This window comes from Haemophilus sp. oral taxon 851 str. F0397, from assembly GCF_000242295.1.
Classification (GTDB): domain Bacteria; phylum Pseudomonadota; class Gammaproteobacteria; order Enterobacterales; family Pasteurellaceae; genus Haemophilus.
Window position 1 is genome coordinate 41,385 of the sequence record NZ_JH591081.1, and the last position, 19,674, is coordinate 61,058.

At 38.8% G+C, this 19,674-nt stretch carries 17 protein-coding genes; 14 read left to right on the top strand and 3 right to left on the bottom strand.

The window, feature by feature from the left end; genetic code table 11:
* The first annotated feature begins 96 nt into the window (after positions 1 to 96).
* On the top strand, positions 97 to 1,110 hold the full coding sequence (glpX, locus tag HMPREF9096_RS01995) for a class II fructose-bisphosphatase (RefSeq protein ID WP_032803552.1): 1,014 nt from the start codon (positions 97 to 99) through the stop codon (positions 1,108 to 1,110).
* 107 nt (positions 1,111 to 1,217) lie between these two features.
* Here the strand turns inward: glpX and ilvC are convergent, their stop codons facing one another.
* A complete protein-coding gene (ilvC, locus tag HMPREF9096_RS01990; protein WP_032803553.1) occupies positions 1,218 to 2,696 on the bottom strand; it encodes a ketol-acid reductoisomerase in 1,479 nt (492 codons plus the stop codon).
* A gap of 397 nt (positions 2,697 to 3,093) precedes the next feature.
* Between ilvC and ilvY the strand changes: the two genes are divergently transcribed.
* From ilvY to glpE, 3 genes are read left to right on the top strand one after another with little or no spacing between them, the layout of a single operon-like run.
* Complete coding sequence (gene ilvY, locus HMPREF9096_RS01985; protein WP_009500710.1) at positions 3,094 to 3,972, top strand: HTH-type transcriptional activator IlvY; 879 nt, start codon at positions 3,094 to 3,096, stop codon at positions 3,970 to 3,972.
* 31 nt (positions 3,973 to 4,003) lie between these two features.
* Entirely contained in the window at positions 4,004 to 4,882 is an 879-nt protein-coding gene (gene rarD / locus HMPREF9096_RS01980; RefSeq protein WP_009500711.1) for an EamA family transporter RarD, read from the top strand.
* Positions 4,883 to 5,200 (top strand): thiosulfate sulfurtransferase GlpE, encoded by a 318-nt coding sequence (glpE, locus tag HMPREF9096_RS01975; protein ID WP_005638475.1) that lies wholly within the window; start codon positions 4,883 to 4,885, stop codon positions 5,198 to 5,200.
* 71 nt (positions 5,201 to 5,271) lie between these two features.
* Here glpE and HMPREF9096_RS01970 read toward each other — a convergent pair whose 3' ends face one another.
* Positions 5,272 to 8,178, bottom strand: coding sequence for a YadA-like family protein (locus HMPREF9096_RS01970; protein WP_009500712.1), 2,907 nt, complete (start codon positions 8,176 to 8,178; stop codon positions 5,272 to 5,274).
* A gap of 151 nt (positions 8,179 to 8,329) precedes the next feature.
* Here HMPREF9096_RS01970 and HMPREF9096_RS01965 point away from each other — a divergent pair, with 151 nt between their 5' ends.
* Genes HMPREF9096_RS01965 through HMPREF9096_RS01945 form a run of 5 tightly spaced genes read left to right on the top strand, consistent with a single transcriptional unit; the run spans position 8,330 to position 12,735 of the window.
* Positions 8,330 to 10,246, top strand: a complete 1,917-nt coding sequence (locus tag HMPREF9096_RS01965) for an ABC transporter ATP-binding protein (protein WP_009500713.1) — start codon at positions 8,330 to 8,332, stop codon at positions 10,244 to 10,246.
* 9 nt (positions 10,247 to 10,255) lie between these two features.
* Positions 10,256 to 10,792: a topoisomerase DNA-binding C4 zinc finger domain-containing protein gene (locus HMPREF9096_RS01960; RefSeq protein WP_009500714.1), complete on the top strand. Its 537-nt coding sequence runs from the start codon at positions 10,256 to 10,258 to the stop codon at positions 10,790 to 10,792.
* Between the two features lie 15 nt (positions 10,793 to 10,807).
* Positions 10,808 to 11,359, top strand: coding sequence for a Sua5/YciO/YrdC/YwlC family protein (locus tag HMPREF9096_RS01955; RefSeq protein ID WP_009500715.1), 552 nt, complete (start codon positions 10,808 to 10,810; stop codon positions 11,357 to 11,359).
* Positions 11,360 to 11,362: 3 nt separating this feature from the next.
* On the top strand, positions 11,363 to 12,181 hold the full coding sequence (aroE, locus tag HMPREF9096_RS01950; RefSeq protein WP_009500716.1) for a shikimate dehydrogenase: 819 nt from the start codon (positions 11,363 to 11,365) through the stop codon (positions 12,179 to 12,181).
* On the top strand, positions 12,178 to 12,735 hold the full coding sequence (locus HMPREF9096_RS01945; RefSeq protein WP_009500717.1) for a DNA-3-methyladenine glycosylase I: 558 nt from the start codon (positions 12,178 to 12,180) through the stop codon (positions 12,733 to 12,735). Before aroE ends, HMPREF9096_RS01945 begins: the two co-directional genes overlap by 4 nt.
* Here the strand turns inward: HMPREF9096_RS01945 and HMPREF9096_RS01940 are convergent.
* Positions 12,732 to 13,496, bottom strand: a complete 765-nt coding sequence (locus HMPREF9096_RS01940) for a glycosyltransferase family 2 protein (RefSeq protein WP_009500718.1) — start codon at positions 13,494 to 13,496, stop codon at positions 12,732 to 12,734. The two genes, HMPREF9096_RS01945 and HMPREF9096_RS01940, sit on opposite strands and share 4 nt — an antisense overlap.
* A 62-nt stretch (positions 13,497 to 13,558) precedes the next feature.
* Between HMPREF9096_RS01940 and waaA the strand changes: the two genes are divergently transcribed.
* The 5 genes from waaA to HMPREF9096_RS01915 form a co-directional block, all read left to right on the top strand.
* Positions 13,559 to 14,842 carry a lipid IV(A) 3-deoxy-D-manno-octulosonic acid transferase gene (waaA, locus tag HMPREF9096_RS01935; RefSeq protein WP_032803554.1) on the top strand — a complete coding sequence of 428 codons (1,284 nt, stop codon included), beginning with the start codon at positions 13,559 to 13,561 and terminating at the stop codon, positions 14,840 to 14,842.
* A complete protein-coding gene (coaD, locus tag HMPREF9096_RS01930; RefSeq protein ID WP_009500720.1) occupies positions 14,839 to 15,309 on the top strand; it encodes a pantetheine-phosphate adenylyltransferase in 471 nt (156 codons plus the stop codon). The genes waaA and coaD overlap by 4 nt, the downstream gene beginning before the upstream one ends.
* Positions 15,306 to 15,518, top strand: a complete 213-nt coding sequence (locus HMPREF9096_RS01925; RefSeq protein ID WP_009500721.1) for a YceK/YidQ family lipoprotein — start codon at positions 15,306 to 15,308, stop codon at positions 15,516 to 15,518. Before coaD ends, HMPREF9096_RS01925 begins: the two co-directional genes overlap by 4 nt.
* Positions 15,519 to 15,523: 5 nt before the next feature.
* Positions 15,524 to 17,536, top strand: coding sequence for a DNA helicase Rep (gene rep, locus HMPREF9096_RS01920; protein WP_009500722.1), 2,013 nt, complete (start codon positions 15,524 to 15,526; stop codon positions 17,534 to 17,536).
* 186 nt (positions 17,537 to 17,722) lie between these two features.
* Positions 17,723 to 19,674: autotransporter outer membrane beta-barrel domain-containing protein (locus tag HMPREF9096_RS01915; RefSeq protein WP_083817209.1), on the top strand; the 1,952-nt coding region annotated here is incomplete at its 3' end.

The window sequence follows — 19,674 nt, forward strand, 5'->3', positions numbered from 1 at the left end:
AGCGTTGTAGAAAAAATTATTATGCAAACGATTACGCAGTGATAAAATAAAGGCATTTTGCCATGATCTAGAAAAGTAAGCAGAAGGAGAATAATGATGAATCGTGCATTGGCTATTGAATTTTCACGTGTGACTGAGGCAGCTGCGTTAGCGGCTCATATGTGGCTTGGTCGAGGGGATAAAAATGCAGCTGACGATGCAGCAGTGAAAGCCATGCGTTATATGCTGAACTTAATTCATATGGATGCTGAAATTGTTATTGGTGAAGGGGAAATTGATGAAGCGCCAATGCTTTATATTGGTGAAAAAGTCGGTTCTGGCATGGGAGAATTGGTTTCTATCGCAGTTGATCCTATTGATGGCACGCGTATGACCGCAATGGGTCAGTCTAATGCTATTTCTGTCCTGGCTGCCGGCGGCAGAAACACCTTTTTAAAAGCACCAGATATGTATATGGAAAAATTGGTGGTTGGCCCCGATGTTAAAGGCATGATTGATTTAACTTTACCTCTAGAACAAAATCTTCGCCGTGTCGCATCTAAGCTAGGAAAATCCCTTTCTGATCTCACCGTAATGGTATTGGCAAAACCACGTCATGATGCGGTAATAAAACAAATGCATAACTTGGGCGTGAGAGTGATGGCAATTCCTGATGGTGATGTGGCAGGTTCCGTATTGTGTTGTTTACCTGATGCCGAAGTCGATCTTCTTTACGGAATCGGGGGTGCACCAGAAGGTGTGGCAGCTGCAGCAGCAATTCGTGCATTAGGTGGCGATATGCAAGCTCGTTTACTTCCTCGTAATGAAGTAAAAGGTGATTCTGAAGAAAATAAAAAAATTGCTGCCGATGAAATTCAGCGTTGTGAAGCATTAGGCGTAAAAATCCATGAAGTGTTAAAACTTGAAGATCTTGTGCGTGATGACAATCTAGTGTTTACCGCAACAGGTATCACCAATGGCGATTTGCTTAAAGGTATCTCTAGAAAGGGCAATTTAGCCAGCACTGAAACAATTTTAATTCGTGGAAAATCTCGCACAATTCGTAAAATCCAATCCATCCATTATCTAGATCGTAAAGATTCTGAAATTTATAAGATTTTGAATATTTAGTTGGGACAAACAAAAGTGCGGTGAATTTTCACCGCACTTTAGGTTTAAAAATAAAAAAACCGACTTTACATTCACAAAGTCGGTTTTTAATTTGGTCTAATTCAGTATTAACCTGCAACAGCGATACGTTTCATATCTGTCATATAACCACGTAATTCTTGACCGATTAATTCAACAGGGTGGTTACGAATTGCATCGTTTACATCGCGCAAGGTGATGTTATCAATTTCCGCTGCTGGAGTAGGCTCGCCCAAGTCACCTTTTTGAAGGTTAGGGATAATTTCTTTTGCAAGAATTGGGGTCGCTACGTTAGAGAATAAGTAGTTACCATATTCTGCAGTATCAGAGATTACTACGTTCATTTCATATAAGCGTTTACGTGCGATTGTGTTCGCAATTAATGGTAATTCGTGAAGTGATTCGTAGTAAGCTGATTCTTCATAAATACCGCTTGCAACCATTGCTTCAAAAGCTAATTCCACGCCAGCTTTCACCATTGCGATCATTAATACGCCATTATCAAAGTATTCTTGTTCGCTAATTTTGCCATCATATTTTGGTGCATTTTCAAAGGCTGTTTTACCTGTTGCTTCACGCCATGCGAATAAGTCTTTGTCTCCATTTGCCCAGTCAGCCATCATTGTTGCAGAGAAGTGACCGCTGATGATGTCATCCATGTGTTTGTAATATAAGAAACCAAGGCTTTCTTTGATTTGTTCAGCTAGTTCAAATGCACGTAATTTTGCGCTGTTTGATAGGCGATCCATCATTAATGTGATACCGCCTTGTTTTAACGCTTCGGTAATGGTTTCCCAACCGTATTGGATTAATTTACCTGCGTATGCTGGATCTTTACCGTCTGCCACTAATTTGTCATAACATACGATAGAACCTGCTTGTAACATACCGCAAAGGATAGTTTGCTCACCCATTAAGTCAGATTTTACTTCTGCCACGAATGAAGATTCTAAAACACCCGCTTTATGACCGCCTGTTGCAGCAGCCCATGCTTTTGCGATCGCCATGCCTTCGCCTTTCGGGTCATTTTCAGGGTGAACCGCGATTAACGTTGGTACGCCGAAACCACGTTTGTATTCTTCACGTACTTCAGTGCCCGGACATTTTGGTGCAACCATCACCACTGTAATGTCTTTACGAATTTGTTCTCCAACTTCAACAATGTTGAATCCGTGTGAATAACCAAATGCAGAGTCTTTTTTCATTAAAGGCATCACATCAGCAACTACTTTAGAATGTTGTTTATCTGGCGTTAAGTTTACGACTAAATCTGCAGTTGGAATTAATTCTTCATAAGTACCAACTTTAAAACCATTTTCAGTTGCGCGTTGGAATGATGCACGTTTTTCTGCAATTGCTTCAGGGCGTAAGGCATAACTAATATCTAAGCCAGAATCACGCATATTCAAACCTTGGTTTAAACCTTGCGCACCACAGCCCACGATAACAATTTTTTTGCCTTTTAAGAAGTTTGCTTCATCTGCAAATTCTTCGCGATCCATAAAACGACAACGACCTAATTGGTCTAATTTTTGACGTAAATTTAATGTGTTGAAATAGTTAGCCATTTTGTTGTCCTTAATTGTGTAAGGTGAATAATTGTATGATATTGTGTTTGCATATTTTTTTGTTGTGGTTTGATTATAGGATTTTTTGTTGTTGCGTAAAGTGATATTATGGGAATGTAATGTTGCGATTTGCGCAATTATTTTGAATTTTGTTTTTTTGTGAATTAGCATTGTATTTCGCTCGATAAGCGACCTACTTTTTCTTTGCTTGTGTAAAGTAAAAGTAGGCAAAAAGAAAGCACACTCTGCTTTGCCTTATTTCCTGAAAAATTGAAACAAAGCAAAGATCAGCGATTTAACTGGGGTGTATTTTTCCTTGCTTACTTTCTTTTGTACAAGCAAAAGAAAGTAAGTTGCCGTCAGGCGAAACCCTGACTCAAATAAAATAGATATCATTATGGACTTCAACGATCTCAACTTATTCATCAAATTATCAGAAACCCAAAACTTCGCCAAAACTGCCACCCAAAACCATATGTCCCCTTCCACCCTTTCCCGTCAAATTCAACGGTTGGAAGATGAGTTAGGGAAAACGCTTTTTATCCGTGATAATCGCCAAGTCAAGCTTACTGAATATGGCGAGAGATTTTTGCAATTTGCTAAAACAGAATGGCAAAGCTGGCAACAATTTAAACAACAGCTCAAGGATGAATCCGATGAACTTTGCGGTGAAATTAAACTTTTTTGCTCTGTAACCGCATCTTATAGTCATCTTCCGCACGTACTTAAAGAATTTCGCCAGCGTTATCCTAAAGTGGAAATTCAGCTGACGACGGGTGATCCTGCGCTTGCATTAGAGTTGATTCAAACACAACAAGTTGACCTCGCTATTGCGGGTAAGCCGAATAATCTGCCATCGAGTGTGGTATTTCATAAAATTGATGATATTAGCTTGTCTTTAATTGCACCGCGTGTGGCTTGTTTGGCAACACAATTACTGCAAGAAAAACCAATTAATTGGCAGCAAATGCCTTTTATTTTCCCTGTTGAAGGGCATGCTCGGCAACGGATTGAGCAATGGCTACGGGAGAAACATATTAAACATCCGAAAATTTATGCCACCGTTGCGGGGCATGAAGGGATTGTTCCGATGGTTGGATTGGGATTCGGATTAGCGATGTTGCCTGATGCGGTTATTGACAATAGCCCAATGAATAACCAAATTTCCCGACTTAATCTCGATAAGCCTATTGAGTCTTTTGAATTGGTTATTTGTACCCAAAAAAGGAATCTCGAACAATCCTTAATCCGTGCATTTTGGGCGATGTTAGAATAGAATGATTGGCTGTTTAGAATAAGGATTTCTTATGTTTAAAGGTGTTCTCGTTTCATTACTTGCCTCATTTTTATTTGGCTATATGTATTATTTTTCTACGCTGCTGAAACCTTTGAGTGGCACGGATATTTTTGGTTATCGGATGATTTTTACGTTTCCCTTTGTTGTCCTTTCCGTGTTTATGTTTAAGCAGAAAAATGCATTGATTCATCGCTTAAAACTCATCAAAAAACAACCGCACTTGGCATTACCCTATTTGTTTTGTGGCTTATTAATGGGTTTTCAAATGTGGCTTTTTCTTTGGGCGCCGAATAATGGCAGTTCGTTGAGTGTGTCTTTTGGTTATTTACTTTTGCCTATTGTGATGGTGGCGGCAGGTCGCTTAATTTTTAAAGAACGCATTTCAACGTTCAAATTTATTGCAGTCGTGATTGCCGCATTGGGGGTGATTTCTAATATCGTGCTAAAAGGTGGGCTTTCTTGGGAAGCTATTGTGATTTGTGTTGGCTATACCACCTATTTTTCTGTTCGAAAAGCATTAAAAAATAGTGATCTCGCTTCTTTTTGTTTAGAGATGTTGAGCCTAATCCCAATTAGCATTTATTTTGCCTTGCAAACAGATTTCACTGTGGTTGAGCAAAGTAATCCTAATATTTGGGGGCTGCTTGTATTGCTTGGATTAATTAGCGGCACGGCATTGATTGCTTATGTGATTGCTAGCAATATGCTACCAATGAATTTGCTTGGCCTACTTGGCTATGTGGAAACCATTATGATGATTTTCGTATCGTTTTTTATCGGTGAACAAATTGACGCCGAAAGTTATCCGCTTTTTATTTGTTTAGTGCTCGCTATGATTCTTGTTGTGATTGATGGTGTGTACAAACAGCACGCAAAAGGAAGTTTATAAATGTCATTTAAAGAAATTACGCCACAACAAGCGTGGGAAATGGTTCAGCAAGGGGCGGTGTTAGCCGATATTCGCGATGATGCCCGCTTTACCCACTCGCATCCTAAAGGTGCTTTTCATTTAACAAACCAAAGTTTTTTGCAATTTGAAGAGTTAGTCGATTTTGACTCCCCCATTATTGTGAGTTGCTATCATGGCGTGAGCAGTAAAAATGTAGCGACCTTTCTAGTGGAACAAGGCTATGAAAATGTGTTTAGTATTATTGGTGGATTTGATGGATGGTGTCGAGCAGAATTACCAATTGATACGGCTTATTAAGGTGTTTTGTCGAAAATTAATTTGATGAAAAAAGTGCGGTGAAATTTCACCGCACTTTTGTGTTTCTTAGCTTACCATTCGTAGCCTACGCCAACGGAGCTCACTACATCGCCTTGAGTATTGGCGCTACCACTTAAACGGAATAATACTTTTCCGTTATCGCTGGAACGACTATACCCTACGGCAATAGCATTTTGCCCTTTGAAATTTCCTACGCCAGCGGAAACCATTGCTTTGCCATTACCTCGAACTTGCGGCAAGCCAGCTATTGCTGCCGTTCCTGCAATACCAGCTTTCAGCATTTTGTTATCTTTATTAACTTTTTGTGTAAGAGCATCAATGCGTTGATTAGTAGCAGCTGATTCTTGTTTAACTCTATAAAGCTGCGAACCATTTACTGCATTTTTTGATGTTTCTGTTACTTTACCATCAGCCACATTACTCACTATTTTATTACCAGCATTAATTCCGTCTTTAGAAAAAGACACATCGCCAGTTTTCACTTTATTTAGTGAAATGTCGTCATTTAGTTTTACTGTGAAACTACCAGTACCACCAGTTACTGAAATATTCTTATTATCACCTGAAATATTGACGTTCCCGATTGATGGTGCAGTGCCAGAGCCACCAGTTGTACCACCCGTTGTGCCACCTGTTGTGTTACCAGTAGGATTTGGGGTGTTAGCTTGCAATTTCTTCAAGATTTCTATGACGGAATAAAGCTGAGAACCGTTAATGGCATCAGTCGATATATTTGATATTCTCCCTGCTGCAACATTGGTGATTTGGCGTTCTTTACCTTCATTGCCTACGCTAACGGTTGATGTAGGAGTTATACCAGCAAACGCATAAGTTGTGCCCTGAATAGTGATGTTTTTTACAGGTATCGGTTCGCTAGGTATAGATTTATCACCTAATACAACTGCGCCATCAAACCCTTTATTCACGGTAACATTATTACCCAACACCATTACATTATTAGAAAGCACAGTGTTGTTTGAACCTATTGCCACGGAATTATTCCCTGTTACTGTATTTTTTGTACCAATAGCAATGGCGTTTTCTCCACTCGCAAAGGCATTTGTACCAGAGGCGATAGCGTTTTCACCTTTTAATTTAGCAATATCTAGCTCTTTTAGCTTTTCTTCTAGTGCTTTTAGAGCTTCTTCTTTTTTCACTTTATCTTTTTCAAGCTCGGCTTTTTCAACTTGTTTATCTGCAAGTTCTTTTTCTTTTTTATTTTTTAATTTAGTAGCGTTTTTTTCATCCTCTGTTAACGCTAAGTTGTCGATTTGTTTAGTAATATTGTCAATTTCCTTTTGTTTATTATTTACATCATTTTTTGCTTTATTTAGGGCTTGTTTAAGTTCTTCTGCCTTGGAATTTATTCCTTGAATGATTTCATTTTTTTCATCATAGAGTTTTAGTTTTTTTGATAGTTCTCTTAATTTTTCAGTAGCTTTATCAGCGTATTTATTCCATAACTCAATGACTTCTGGTTTGAAATCGAATTCAATACTGCCATAATAATTTTTAATATCATCCTTTTCTCTTACTATTTCTGTGTAATGTTTGATTACTTCTATTTCTTTATTTGAATCTTGAGGTGAGGCTGATAACTCATTATAGGAAGTGACAAATGCTTTTAGTTTTTCTGCAAAGCCTGCAACTTTATCAATTTGAGCAATAAATTTTTCTTTATTGAATAACCATTTTTCTTCAGGAGCATTGCGATCTATTTTTTGATAAAAATCAAAGAAGTTAGATAATATATTGTTTAATTTATCTACATCTATTTTATTAAAATTAGAGTTATTATTTAAAGAGAATATTTTTGAAACATAATGATAAAATGAATACTGATTAGAAGTGTCTTCAGTATTTACATATTCTCCCTCTTTGATTGGTGGTAAATAAAATATTTGTCCAACACTATTTGAGTTACGAGTATAATACCCCCTATTATAGTAATTCTTTGTTATGTTAGATAAAATATTACTATCTTTATGTATTTCTAGTGCTGTAAAATAAGGATCATTATGATCTCCATGTTCCTCACCAACTTCAGCATGGATAGATGGCATAAAGTCATCTGTTTTTATAGAGGGAATCGATTGTATTTTTGGTGCAAAGAATTCTGAATCGTTTGTTAGCTTCTTTATAAAAAAATATGCATAGTCATCAAAAAGTGATTGTTCTATGTATTTGTTAGCATCTTTTTTTAATTCCTCAATAATTCTATTTTTATTATTTTCATAAGCAGTGAAGCCATTTTTATACCCATAAATAATTTCCTCATACTTATTTATATCCCATTTTATTAAATCTGGATAATCTGTTTCAATTTTGCTTTTTAATTCTTTTGCAACTTCGCTATAATCTAATGTCCCATCATTATTTTTCTTTATTTTATTCCAATTAAGTTTGGCAAGCTGGTCTTTAAAATTTATCCAAATCGTTTTATCTCCCGTACCAGAAGTACTTGTTGCATTACGTTTGGCTTCTTCTAATGCTTTATTTAATTCAGCTAATTCATTATTTTTATTCGATAACTCAGTATTTAACGAGTTGATTTGATTTGTTTTGTTGCCAGTTCGATTAATTAAATCTGTTAGCGCATTAATTTTATTATTAAGATCATTTTGTGTTTTTTCATTTACTTCAATGCTTGTTTTTACTTTAGAAAGTGCATTTTCTGCCGCTGTTTTATCCGCAATAGCTTGTTTGTTGTCTTCTACTGTTTTCTCAAATTCTTCACGACTTTTATTATCGCCAGTTGCAACAGAATTATTACCTTGCGCTAAACCATTTGTAGCCGTTACAGTATTATTGTAGCCAGTTGCGACACCATTTGTGCCAGTGACAAGATTGCCTTCGCCAGTAGTAGAAGGGGAAGAATGTGCAATAGGTGAATAAAGTGGCAGTGTAAATAATAAAGAAACGGCTAAATGTTTAGATGTAAATAGAAATTTTTTCAAAATATCCTCCGTTATTGTTTAATAAAAGGTGGGGGATTATATAGGTTTTGATTAAAAAATCAACAAAAATGTCTTTTAACTAAATTTTGTTCTGTTTTATATATTCTGTAGAATACGGTTTATTTGCGTTAAATTAAGATGTATTTAAACAATGATTGTATTTAGTAATCTGTCCTTAAAACGAGGACAAACAGAACTTCTCGAAAATGCTTCTGCTACGATTAATCCCAAGCAAAAAGTCGGCTTGGTGGGTAAGAATGGTTGCGGTAAGTCGTCTCTTTTTGCCCTATTAAAAAAAGAATTAACGCCAGAGGGTGGCGAGGTCACTTATCCATCCAACTGGCGGGTATCTTGGGTGAATCAAGAAACGCCTGCATTGGATATTTCTGCGATTGATTATGTGATTCAAGGGGATCGTGAATATTGCCGCTTACAACAAGAGCTTAATCTGGCAAATGAACGCAATGACGGTAACGCCATTGCGCGTATTCATGGGCAATTAGAAACCTTGGATGCGTGGACAATTCAATCTCGTGCTGCGTCTTTATTGCATGGTTTAGGATTTAGCCAAGAAGAAACAAGCCAGCCAGTGAAGGCTTTTTCGGGCGGTTGGCGGATGCGTTTGAATTTGGCACAAGCTCTGCTTTGTCCGTCAGATTTATTATTACTGGATGAGCCAACCAACCATTTGGATTTGGATGCAGTTATTTGGTTAGAACGATGGTTAGTTCAATATCAAGGCACTTTGGTATTAATTTCTCACGACCGTGATTTTCTCGACCCGATTGTGACAAAAATCCTCCATATCGAAAATCAGAAGCTCAACGAATACACGGGCGATTATTCTTCCTTTGAAGTGCAACGAGCAACCAAATTGGCACAACAAACGGCGATGTATCGTCAGCAACAACAAAAGATTTCTCATTTACAAAAATATATTGATCGCTTTAAAGCCAAAGCTACCAAAGCCAAACAGGCTCAAAGCCGTATGAAAGCATTAGAAAGAATGGAGCTGATTGCGCCTGCTTATGTGGATAATCCTTTTACTTTTGAATTTCGTCCGCCGCAATCCTTGCCGAATCCATTAGTGATGATTGAGCAGGCGAGTGCGGGCTATGGTAGTGGAGAAAGTGCGGTAGAAATTTTAGGTAAAATTAAGTTGAATTTAGTGCCGGGGTCGCGGATTGGTTTGCTAGGGAAAAATGGTGCGGGAAAATCAACCTTGATTAAACTTTTAGCAGGAGAACTGACCGCACTTTCAGGTACAGTGCAGTTGGCAAAAGGTGTTCAGCTTGGTTATTTTGCTCAACATCAGCTTGATACCTTACGTGCGGACGAATCCGCTCTCTGGCATATGCAGAAACTTGCTCCCGAGCAAACGGAGCAACAAGTTCGAGATTATTTGGGCAGTTTTGCGTTCCATGGCGATAAAGTAAATCAAGCAGTGAAATCCTTTTCTGGTGGTGAAAAAGCTCGGTTAGTGTTGGCTTTGATTGTTTGGCAACGCCCGAATTTGTTATTACTTGATGAACCGACTAACCATTTGGATTTGGATATGCGTCAGGCATTAACCGAAGCGCTGGTGGATTACGAAGGTTCTTTGGTGGTAGTGTCTCACGATCGTCATTTACTGCGCAATACCGTGGAAGAGTTTTACTTGGTTCACGATAAAAAAGTGGAAGAATTCAAAGGCGATTTAGAAGACTATCAAAAATGGCTGAGTGAACAAAACAGCACGCCTGAAAATAAAGTCTCAGAAAAAGTTGGCGATAATGAAAATTCGGTTCAAAATCGTAAGGAACAAAAACGCCGTGAAGCAGAGTTACGCCAACAAACTGCGCCATTGCGTAAAAAAATCACGCAATTAGAAGAAAAAATGAATAAATTTTCTTCTGAGCTTGTGAACATAGAAAATCAACTGGCAGATGCCGAATTATATAGTGCTGAAAATAAAGAAAAATTGACCGCACTTTTGGCACAGCAAGTGGATGTGAAGAAAGCATTAGATGATGTAGAAATGGAATGGATGACCGCACAGGAAGAATTGGAAGAAATGCTTCAAGCATAAGGATAGATTATGAATCAAAGCTTTTTTCATCATAGCAAACAACAGGAATATTGCCCTCAATGTGGTGCGCCTTTGCAAATTAAACAAGGCAAAAAAGGGCTGTTTTTAGGTTGCTCTGCTTATCCTGAATGTGATTATTTGCGGCCTTTGCAACGATCGGAGCATAAAGTATTAAAAACACTTGATGAAATTTGTCCGAAGTGCAGTAATTTATTGCAGTTGAAACAAGGCAATTTTGGGATGTTTATTGGTTGTAGCCATTATCCTGAATGTGATTTTGTGGTGCGGGAAGAATCTGAATCTGAGGAAAAAATTACTTGTCCTGAATGTAAAACTGGACATTTGATTTCTCGTCGAGGTCGCCAAGGAAAAATTTTTTACGGCTGCGATAATTTCCCTAAATGTAAATTTTCTTTGCCTGCCAAGCCTTATATCGTACCTTGCCCAACCTGCCATTTTCCACTTTCTTTGTTAAAAGGCGAAGATGGGGAAAAACAAATTTTCCAGTGTGCAAATAAAACTTGCCGTCATATTTTTGAGCAATAAAAGTAAAAGAGTGAAATGAATAGAGAACAAATCGCCGAGGCCCTTCGACAAAATCAAGTGGTCGCTTATCCCACTGAAGCTGTGTTTGGCTTGGGCTGTAATCCGCAAAGTGAAAGTGCGGTAAAAAAATTACTTGATTTGAAGCAACGCCCAGTGGAAAAAGGATTGATTTTAGTGGCGTCTTGCTTGGATTTTTTCCGTCCTTTTGTTGATTTTGAGCAGATTAACGATGAACAGCTTTCTCGCCTGCAAGGTAAATATGAACGTCCAACTACTTGGATTGTGCCCGCAAAATCGACCACCCCGCATTTTCTCACAGGCAAATTTGATAGCATCGCGGTACGTTTGTGCGATCACCCTTCCGTAAAAGCCTTATGTGAACTGACGGGGTTTGCATTAACTTCGACCAGCGCCAATCTGACTAGTGAGCCACCTTGTCGCACCGCCGATGAAGTGCGGTCACAATTCGGTGCAGATTTTCCTGTATTGGATGAAATGGTTGGCTGGGCGCTCAATCCATCCGAAATTCGAGACTTGCGCACAAATCAACTTTTTAGACAGGGATAATTTATGGATCTTTATGCTGTGTGGGGGAATCCGATTGCGCAAAGTAAATCGCCATTGATTCAAAAAAAGTTAGCCGCGCAAACGCATCAAGCCATAGAATACATCGCCAAATTAGGCGATCTTGATGCTTTTGAACAACAGCTTTTGACATTTTTCGATGAGGGCGCGAAAGGTTGCAATATTACTTCGCCTTTTAAAGAACGAGCTTATCAGCTGGCAGACGAATATAGCCAACGAGCAAAACTGGCGGAAGCCTGCAATACGCTAAAAAAACTCGATGATGGAAAACTTTATGCGGATAACACCGATGGGATTGGTTTGGTAACGGATTTACAACGTTTGAATTGGCTTCATCCAAATCAACGCATATTAATTCTAGGAGCAGGCGGAGCAACAAAAGGTGTATTATTACCACTTTTACAAGCTCAACAAAATATTCTCCTTGCCAACCGCACTTTTTCGAAAGCCAAAGAATTAGCCGAAAGATTTCAGCCTTACGGCAATATTCAAGCGGCCTCAATGGATTCTATTCCGCTACAAACTTATGATTTGGTGATTAATGCAACTTCCGCTGGATTAAGTGGTGGAACTGCCCCAGTTAATGGTGAAATTTTAAAATTGGGCTTGGCTTTTTACGATATGCAATATGCGAAAGGCGCAGACACGCCATTTATTGCATTATGCAAAAGTTTGGGTTTAACCAATGTTAGCGATGGCTTTGGAATGCTGATCGCGCAAGCAGCACATTCTTTCCATTTATGGCGAGGCGTAATGCCAGATTTTGTCGCAGTTTATGAGCAGCTTAAAAAGGAGATGTTATGATGACTCGATGCCCTTGGGTTGGCGAACAGCCTATTTATATTGATTATCATGACAAGGAATGGGGAAAGCCTGAATTCGATAGCCAAAAGCTATTTGAAAAAATTTGTTTGGAAGGGCAACAAGCGGGGCTTTCATGGATTACGGTTTTGAAAAAACGTGAATCTTACCGTGCAGCCTTTCATCAATTTGATCCGAAAAAAATTGCAAAAATGACCGCACTTGATATTGATGCTTGCATGAAAAATGCAGAATTAATTCGCCATCGAGCCAAGTTAGAGGCCATTGTCAAAAATGCGAAAGCTTATTTGGAGATGGAAAAGTGCGGTGAAAATTTCAGTGATTTTATTTGGTCATTTGTGAATCATAAACCGATCGTCAATGATGTGCCTGATTTGCGATCTGTGCCAGCTAAAACAGAAGCATCTAAAGCTCTTTCTAAAGCCTTAAAAAAACGTGGTTTCGTCTTTGTTGGCGAAACCACGTGCTATGCGTTTATGCAGTCTATGGGATTGGTGGACGATCATTTAAATGATTGTCTTTGCAAAACTCGCTAGTGTTTATGCTGATCGCGCTCCCATAAATCGGCGTATTTTACAAAGGTAGAATGCGCTGATAACACCGCTAATAAAAATCCTTGTTTGCTATCTAAAAAACCCGCTTTTAACAAATACATCTTCACAAAACAACCGATCGCGTGGATGATTCCTTGCCAAAGTGTCGCTTTTTTTCCTTTAGCTTGGCGTTGATCTGCCCAGGCTTTTGCATAACCCGCTGATTTCACTAGATAATGATGAATGCTTTTATAAGTGAAATGCTCTAAATCACCTGTCAATTTTTCTACTTTTGTCCCAGCTGGAAATTCCACTTTTTCATGTACAAGTGAGCCGTTATATTGCGCATAGTTTGTACGATAGAGACGAACCACATAATCGGGATACCAGCCTGAATGGCGAATTTCACGTCCAAATACTTCACTCACTCGTGGAATTTCATAAACGGTATTTTCTCGATCATTTTCAACCGCACTTAAGATAGCCTGTTGTAGTTTGGGTGTAACGCGTTCGTCTGCATCTAACCAGAGTACATAATCACTGGTTACATATTGTTGGGCTAATTGGCGTTGTTTACCAAAGCCCGGCCACTGGCTATTTTCATAGAATTTAGCCCCATAACTGAGCGCAATTTCTTTAGTGTTATCTGTGCTGCCAGAATCTAGAATGATAATTTCATCCACCCAATCTTTTATGGAGTCTAAGCAATTGGCGAGGTCCTGTGCTTCATTTTTTACAATCATCGCAACGCTAATTGTAGGCATATTTTCAATCCTTTTTTTGCTATACTAGCCGAAATTTTTTCAAGTATAACCGAATTTCATTTATGTGGCGTTTTTTTTATACGAGCTTGCTTTTAATTTGCCAGCCGTTGATATTGTGTTTTATTGGCTTGCTCAGTGTTAAATCTCCACGTTATCGTCAGCGTTTGACTGAACGTTATGGTTTTTATGGCAATGCGCCTTGTCCACCACCACAAGGGATCTTTATCCACGCGGCCTCCGTAGGGGAAGTGATTGCTGCGATACCGCTGGTTCGCCAATTGCAACAAGATTATCCGCATTTATCCATTACTTTTACGACTTTTACCCCCACAGGTTCAGAGCGCGTAAAAGCCACTTTTGGAGATAGTGTTTTTCATTATTATTTACCCTTTGATTTACCTTTTTCGATCCATCGTTTTATTAATTTTGTACAACCTAAATTATGTATCGTGATGGAAACAGAACTTTGGCCTAATCTTATTCATCAATTATTTTTGCGCAATATCCCATTTGTCATCGCTAATGCACGTTTATCTGCGCGTTCTACGCATCGTTACGGAAAAATAAAAGCACGCTTACAAACAATGTGGTCGCAAATTAGCTTGATTGCAGCGCAAGATCATATTAGCGGAAAACGCTATGCCAGTTTGGGGTATCCAAAGGAAAAATTGAATATCACGGGCAATATTAAATATGATCTCAACACGAATGATGAACTATTACGTAAAATCGATTCATTGCGCACGCTTTGGAAACAAGATCGCCCAATATGGATTGCCGCCAGTACGCATAACGGAGAAGATGAAATCATTTTAAAATCTCACCACGCTTTGTTAGCAAAATACCCAAATTTATTGTTATTGCTCGTTCCGCGCCATCCAGAGCGTTTTAATGTGGTGGCTGATTTACTCAAAAAGGAAAAATTCCAATTTATTCGCCGTTCTACAAATGAGTTACCAAATGAAAACACCCAAGTGATTTTAGGCGACAGTATGGGCGAACTTATGTTGATGTATGGCGTTTCTGATATTGCTTTTGTGGGTGGAAGCCTTGTGAAACATGGTGGACATAATCCGCTTGAACCTCTTGCGTTTAAAATGCCAGTGATTACCGGCAAGCATACTTTCAATTTCCCTGAGATATTCCGAATGCTGGTGGAAGTACAAGGTGTGTTGGAAGTTAATTCAACCGCAGATGCCTTAGAACGTGCGGTAGAAGCCTTATTAAATTCAAAAGAGGCGAGCGAACGTTTAGGTAATGCTGGCTATGAGGTGCTGATGGAAAACCGAGGGGCATTACAGCGTTTGTTAGATTTATTAAAACCTTATTTGGAGCGCAATGTATGACGAGCGTGATTTATCCTGGCACTTTTGACCCGATTACGAACGGTCATTTAGACATTATTGAAAGAAGTGCGGTGATTTTTCCTTGTGTTTTAGTGGCGGTGGCGAATAGCCCAAGTAAAAAGCCACTCTTTTCTTTGGATGAGAGAGTGAAGCTTGTTCGTCAATCTGTTTCGCATTTATCCAATGTGGAGGTGTTTGGCTTTTCTGATTTGTTGGCCAATGTGATTAAGCAGCACAATATTTCCGCCATTATTCGCGGCGTACGCACAACAACAGATTTTGAATATGAACTTCAATTGGCTGCCCTTAATCGTTTACTCACAAAAGGCGTAGATAGTCTGTTTTTCCCTCCAGCAGAAAAATGGGCGTTTGTTTCTTCCACCATTGTGCGTGAAATTTATTTGCATGGCGGAGATGTTGCTGAGCTAGTTCCTGTGCCAGTGTTTAATGCGTTAAAAGCACGATGATAAAAATCTTTATTTTTTTTACCTCACTTATCGTTTTGTCTGGTTGTGGTTCTGTGGTCAAACTTATCGATCCAACAGAAAAATATACCGCCTATGCAGGGGCGGCTTATGATCTTGAAATGGCCCAACAATGGGGTTTGCCAATCTTAGATTTGCTCCTCTCATTTTTATTAGACACCGTATTACTGCCCTATGCGTGGGCCCAATAATTCTTATGAAACTCAATCCTCAACAACAACAAGCCGTTGAATATGTGACAGGCCCTTGTCTTGTGCTTGCTGGCGCAGGCTCTGGCAAAACTCGTGTCATTATTAATAAAATTGCTCATTTAATTGAAAAGTGCGGTTATTCTCCGAAACAAATTGCGGCTGTTACTTTTACTAACAAAGCGGCTCGTGAGATGAAAGAGCGTGTGGCCCATTCCATTGGCAAAGAACAATCCAAAGGCTTGCTCGTTTCCACTTTTCATACGCTTGGTTTTGACATTATTAAGCGTGAATATAAAGCGTTGGGCTTTAAATCAAATATGACTTTGTTTGATGAGCATGATCAATTTGCATTGTTAAAAGAGCTAACCGCTGATGTGTTAAAAGAAGATAAGGATTTATTGCGTGAGTTAATTTCAGTGATTTCTAATTGGAAGAACGATTTGATTTCGCCAAAACAGGCGTTTGCGTTAGCGCGTGATGCTAAATATCAAACTTTCGCAAAATGTTATGAGCGTTATGCCACACAAATTCGAGCTTACAATGCCCTTGATTTTGATGATTTGATTATGCTGCCGACGTTGTTGTTCAAGCAAAATGAAGAAGTGCGAGCAAAATGGCAGGCAAAAATTCGTTATTTGTTGGTGGATGAATATCAAGACACCAACACCAGCCAGTATGAACTGATTAAACTTTTAGTGGGTGAGCGTGCCTGTTTTACCGTGGTGGGCGATGATGACCAATCTATTTATTCGTGGCGTGGTGCACGACCAGAAAATATGGTGCGTTTACGTGATGACTTCTCTCGTTTGCAAGTGATTAAGCTAGAGCAAAATTACCGTTCAACCCAACGCATTTTGCATTGCGCCAATATTTTGATTGATAACAATGACCACGTGTTTGATAAGAAACTCTTTTCAACCATTGGAGAAGGGGAGAAATTGCTTGTTATCGAAGCAAAAAATGAAGAACACGAAGCCGAGCGGATTGTCGCCGAGCTAATCGCCCATCGTTTTAGCCGGAAAACCAAATATAAAGATTATGCGATTTTGTATCGAGGTAATCATCAATCCCGATTACTCGAAAAAGTACTGATGCAAAACCGTATTCCTTACAAAATTTCGGGCGGTACTTCTTTTTTCTCCCGTGCAGAAATTAAAGATATGATGGCATATTTGCGCTTGGTGGTGAATCAAGATGATGACTCAGCATTCCTGCGTATTGTGAATACACCGAAGCGTGAAATTGGCACCGCCACCTTACAAAAACTTGGGGAGTTGGCTCAAGAAAAACACATCAGTTTGTTTGACGCTATTTTTGAGTTTGAACTTATTCAACGCATCACGCCAAAAGCCTATGATTCATTGCAAAAATTTGGCCGTTGGATTGTGGAACTTAATGATGAAATTCAACGTTCTGAACCAGAACGAGCGGTACGTTCAATGTTATCCGCGATTCATTATGAAGAATATTTATACGAATACGCAACAAGCCCTAAAGCGGCAGAAATGCAAAGTAAGAATGTCGCTACGCTGTTTGACTGGGTTGCAGATATGTTAAAAGGCGATGAAACCAATGAACCGATGAACCTTAATCAAGTGGTAACCCGCCTGACATTACGTGATATGTTAGAGCGAGGCGAAGACGATGATGACAGCGATCAAGTTCAACTGATGACATTACATGCATCTAAAGGATTGGAATTTCCTTATGTTTATTTGATCGGTATGGAGGAAGGCATTTTGCCCCACCAAACCAGTATTGATGAAGACAACGTGGAAGAAGAACGCCGCTTGGCTTATGTGGGGATCACAAGAGCACAAAAAGAACTCACTTTTTCCTTATGCCGTGAGCGCCGTCAATATGGTGAATTAGTTCGCCCAGAACCGAGCCGATTTTTAGCTGAATTACCCAATGACGATGTGTTATGGGAACGCGATAAACCAAAACTAACCACCGAGCAAAAACAAGAAAAAACACAAAACCAACTTGATAGATTGAGGGCGATTTTGAAAGGGTGATAAAAAGATCTTATAGGTAAGGGAAAATAGTAATTAAGCAAGGTTTAATTTGTTTATAGAAAAGCAAACGTTATCCTTTTTCTAAATAAGAAATAAATATAGAAAAATGCGAACTGAATCACATCTTTTTGCTCATTTTTTGTTAGAATGATTAACCTTTTTTACTTGACAAAGGAAAATCCATTTATGAAATTCAAAGCCAGCAAAAAAATAAAGCTTAATTTTTTCTTGATTACAGTTGTTTTGTTTGTTCCTCGTTTTAGCTTTGCTGATGTTGATAAACCTAATAACTTTGCTGATATTCATGAGCCTGAGTATATTACAGAGTATTTCAAGAATAATGGAGTTATCTATTATCTGGATGGGAGTGCTTCCTCACCAAGTTATTCATTAGAGGATATGTTAAACCCAAAATCTATAGCTTGGAGCCGTATTCCTGAAAAGGTTATTGATTATCTAAAGGAGCCTAAGCCAGGCTGTTTTCATTGTGATTTCGTTATTCTCGCCGAGAGGAAATGGAACTTAAATGGTTTGGTGAACGCAGATAATCTATATGGAGTTGCCGGTCCAGAACATGAAAATAATGATTTCAATAGGCCATACGCCAAGCATTTTACTAGAATTTTTGAAGAAAAACAGAACTATCCTTCTGGTTCTTATCTAGGATATATGAATATTTTATATCAAACTTTTCTATATAGTCTTTATGATTTGGCAGATAACAGAAGTCGTCCTAAAGAGGGTGTGATTGATGGGAAAGTATATGATGTTAATATACTTGCCATTGACAACTATCGTTTTAAGTTTCCAGATGAAACTAGAGGCTTAACACTTACCGTGAAAAACCAAAGTGAAGTACGTGGTGCCACCCTTCAGTTATTAAAAATGGTTTTACAAGATTCTCTTTGGGAGCCGCGTTTTGACTCTGATGTACATCATTTAGAGACACAAAATGCCAATATTCGCTTTAATAGCACCAATACAAGATTAACCGTGCATGAAAATTATCAGGGTGACGGCTCTCGCTTTTTAATTAAATTTAATCCAAAAGAAGCAACTCAACCTGTTTTAACCTTTGATAAAGATGTGACAGGAACGTCTAACATTGTTTTTGAAAAGCCAATAGACGATTTAAAAAGCCTAGATGGACATCAAATTATCAAAGTAAACGGCACAGCAGATAAACACGCATTCCGTCTTTCTGGCAAACACCAAAAGGGAATTTATACACTCTCTTTACAACAACGCCCAGAGGGCTTTTTTACCAAAGTGCAAGAACGCGATGATATTGCGATTTATGCACAACAAGCTCAGGCGGCTAATACCCTATTCAATTTGCGTTTAAATGACAAATATAGCGATATTTTTGACCGCACTTTACCACGCAAAGGCTTGTGGTTGCGTTTAATTAGCGGTCACTTAAGCCAAGATGTACAAGGTAAAACCGCGCCAGTAGAAGGAAATCGTAAAGGTATACAACTTGGTGGCGATGTTTTTTCCTTAAAAAATCAAGACTATCAACTTTCCGTTGGCTTAATGGGGGGACAAGCAGAACAACGTAGCACTTTCCGTAACCCAGATACAGACAATGTTACAACAGGAAGTATGAAAGGCTTTGGTGTGGGCATTTACGCCACTTGGCATCAACTTCAGGACAAACAGACAGGTGCGTATATTGATAGCTGGATGCAGTATCAACGTTTCCGTCATAACGTCAATAGTGAAGATGGTACAGAACGCTTTACTTCAAAAGGTATCACCGCCTCAATTGAAGCAGGTTACAATGCTTTATTAGCAGAACACTTAACGGGGAATGGGACTCAAATTCGTTTTTACCTACAACCACAGGCACAATTAACCTATCTTGGTGTAAATGGCGGCTTAACCGATAGTGGCAATAGTAAAGTGAATTTACTTGGCTCTCGCCAATTACAAAGCCGAGTGGGCGTTCAAGCTAAAGCACAATTTGCTTTCACTAATGGAGTCATTTTCCAACCATTTGTTACCGTCAATTCAATTTACCAACAAAAACCTTTCGGCGTGGAAATAGATGGTGAACGTCGAGTGATAGACAATAAAGCGACAATTGAAAGTCAATTAGGTGTAGCAGTGAAAATCAAATCTCACTTAACTTTACA

Excerpts from the sequence above, each read along its gene's own strand:
- glpX (WP_032803552.1), top strand. The coding sequence starts at position 97 with ATGAATCGTGCATTGGCTATTGAATTTTCACGTGTGACTGAGGCAGCT.
- ilvC (WP_032803553.1), bottom strand. The coding sequence starts at position 2,696 with ATGGCTAACTATTTCAACACATTAAATTTACGTCAAAAATTAGACCAA.
- ilvY (WP_009500710.1), top strand. The coding sequence starts at position 3,094 with ATGGACTTCAACGATCTCAACTTATTCATCAAATTATCAGAAACCCAA.
- rarD (WP_009500711.1), top strand. The coding sequence starts at position 4,004 with ATGTTTAAAGGTGTTCTCGTTTCATTACTTGCCTCATTTTTATTTGGC.
- glpE (WP_005638475.1), top strand. The coding sequence starts at position 4,883 with ATGTCATTTAAAGAAATTACGCCACAACAAGCGTGGGAAATGGTTCAG.
- HMPREF9096_RS01965 (WP_009500713.1), top strand. The coding sequence starts at position 8,330 with ATGATTGTATTTAGTAATCTGTCCTTAAAACGAGGACAAACAGAACTT.
- HMPREF9096_RS01960 (WP_009500714.1), top strand. The coding sequence starts at position 10,256 with ATGAATCAAAGCTTTTTTCATCATAGCAAACAACAGGAATATTGCCCT.
- HMPREF9096_RS01955 (WP_009500715.1), top strand. The coding sequence starts at position 10,808 with ATGAATAGAGAACAAATCGCCGAGGCCCTTCGACAAAATCAAGTGGTC.
- aroE (WP_009500716.1), top strand. The coding sequence starts at position 11,363 with ATGGATCTTTATGCTGTGTGGGGGAATCCGATTGCGCAAAGTAAATCG.
- HMPREF9096_RS01945 (WP_009500717.1), top strand. The coding sequence starts at position 12,178 with ATGATGACTCGATGCCCTTGGGTTGGCGAACAGCCTATTTATATTGAT.
- HMPREF9096_RS01940 (WP_009500718.1), bottom strand. The coding sequence starts at position 13,496 with ATGCCTACAATTAGCGTTGCGATGATTGTAAAAAATGAAGCACAGGAC.
- waaA (WP_032803554.1), top strand. The coding sequence starts at position 13,559 with ATGTGGCGTTTTTTTTATACGAGCTTGCTTTTAATTTGCCAGCCGTTG.
- coaD (WP_009500720.1), top strand. The coding sequence starts at position 14,839 with ATGACGAGCGTGATTTATCCTGGCACTTTTGACCCGATTACGAACGGT.
- HMPREF9096_RS01925 (WP_009500721.1), top strand. The coding sequence starts at position 15,306 with ATGATAAAAATCTTTATTTTTTTTACCTCACTTATCGTTTTGTCTGGT.
- rep (WP_009500722.1), top strand. The coding sequence starts at position 15,524 with ATGAAACTCAATCCTCAACAACAACAAGCCGTTGAATATGTGACAGGC.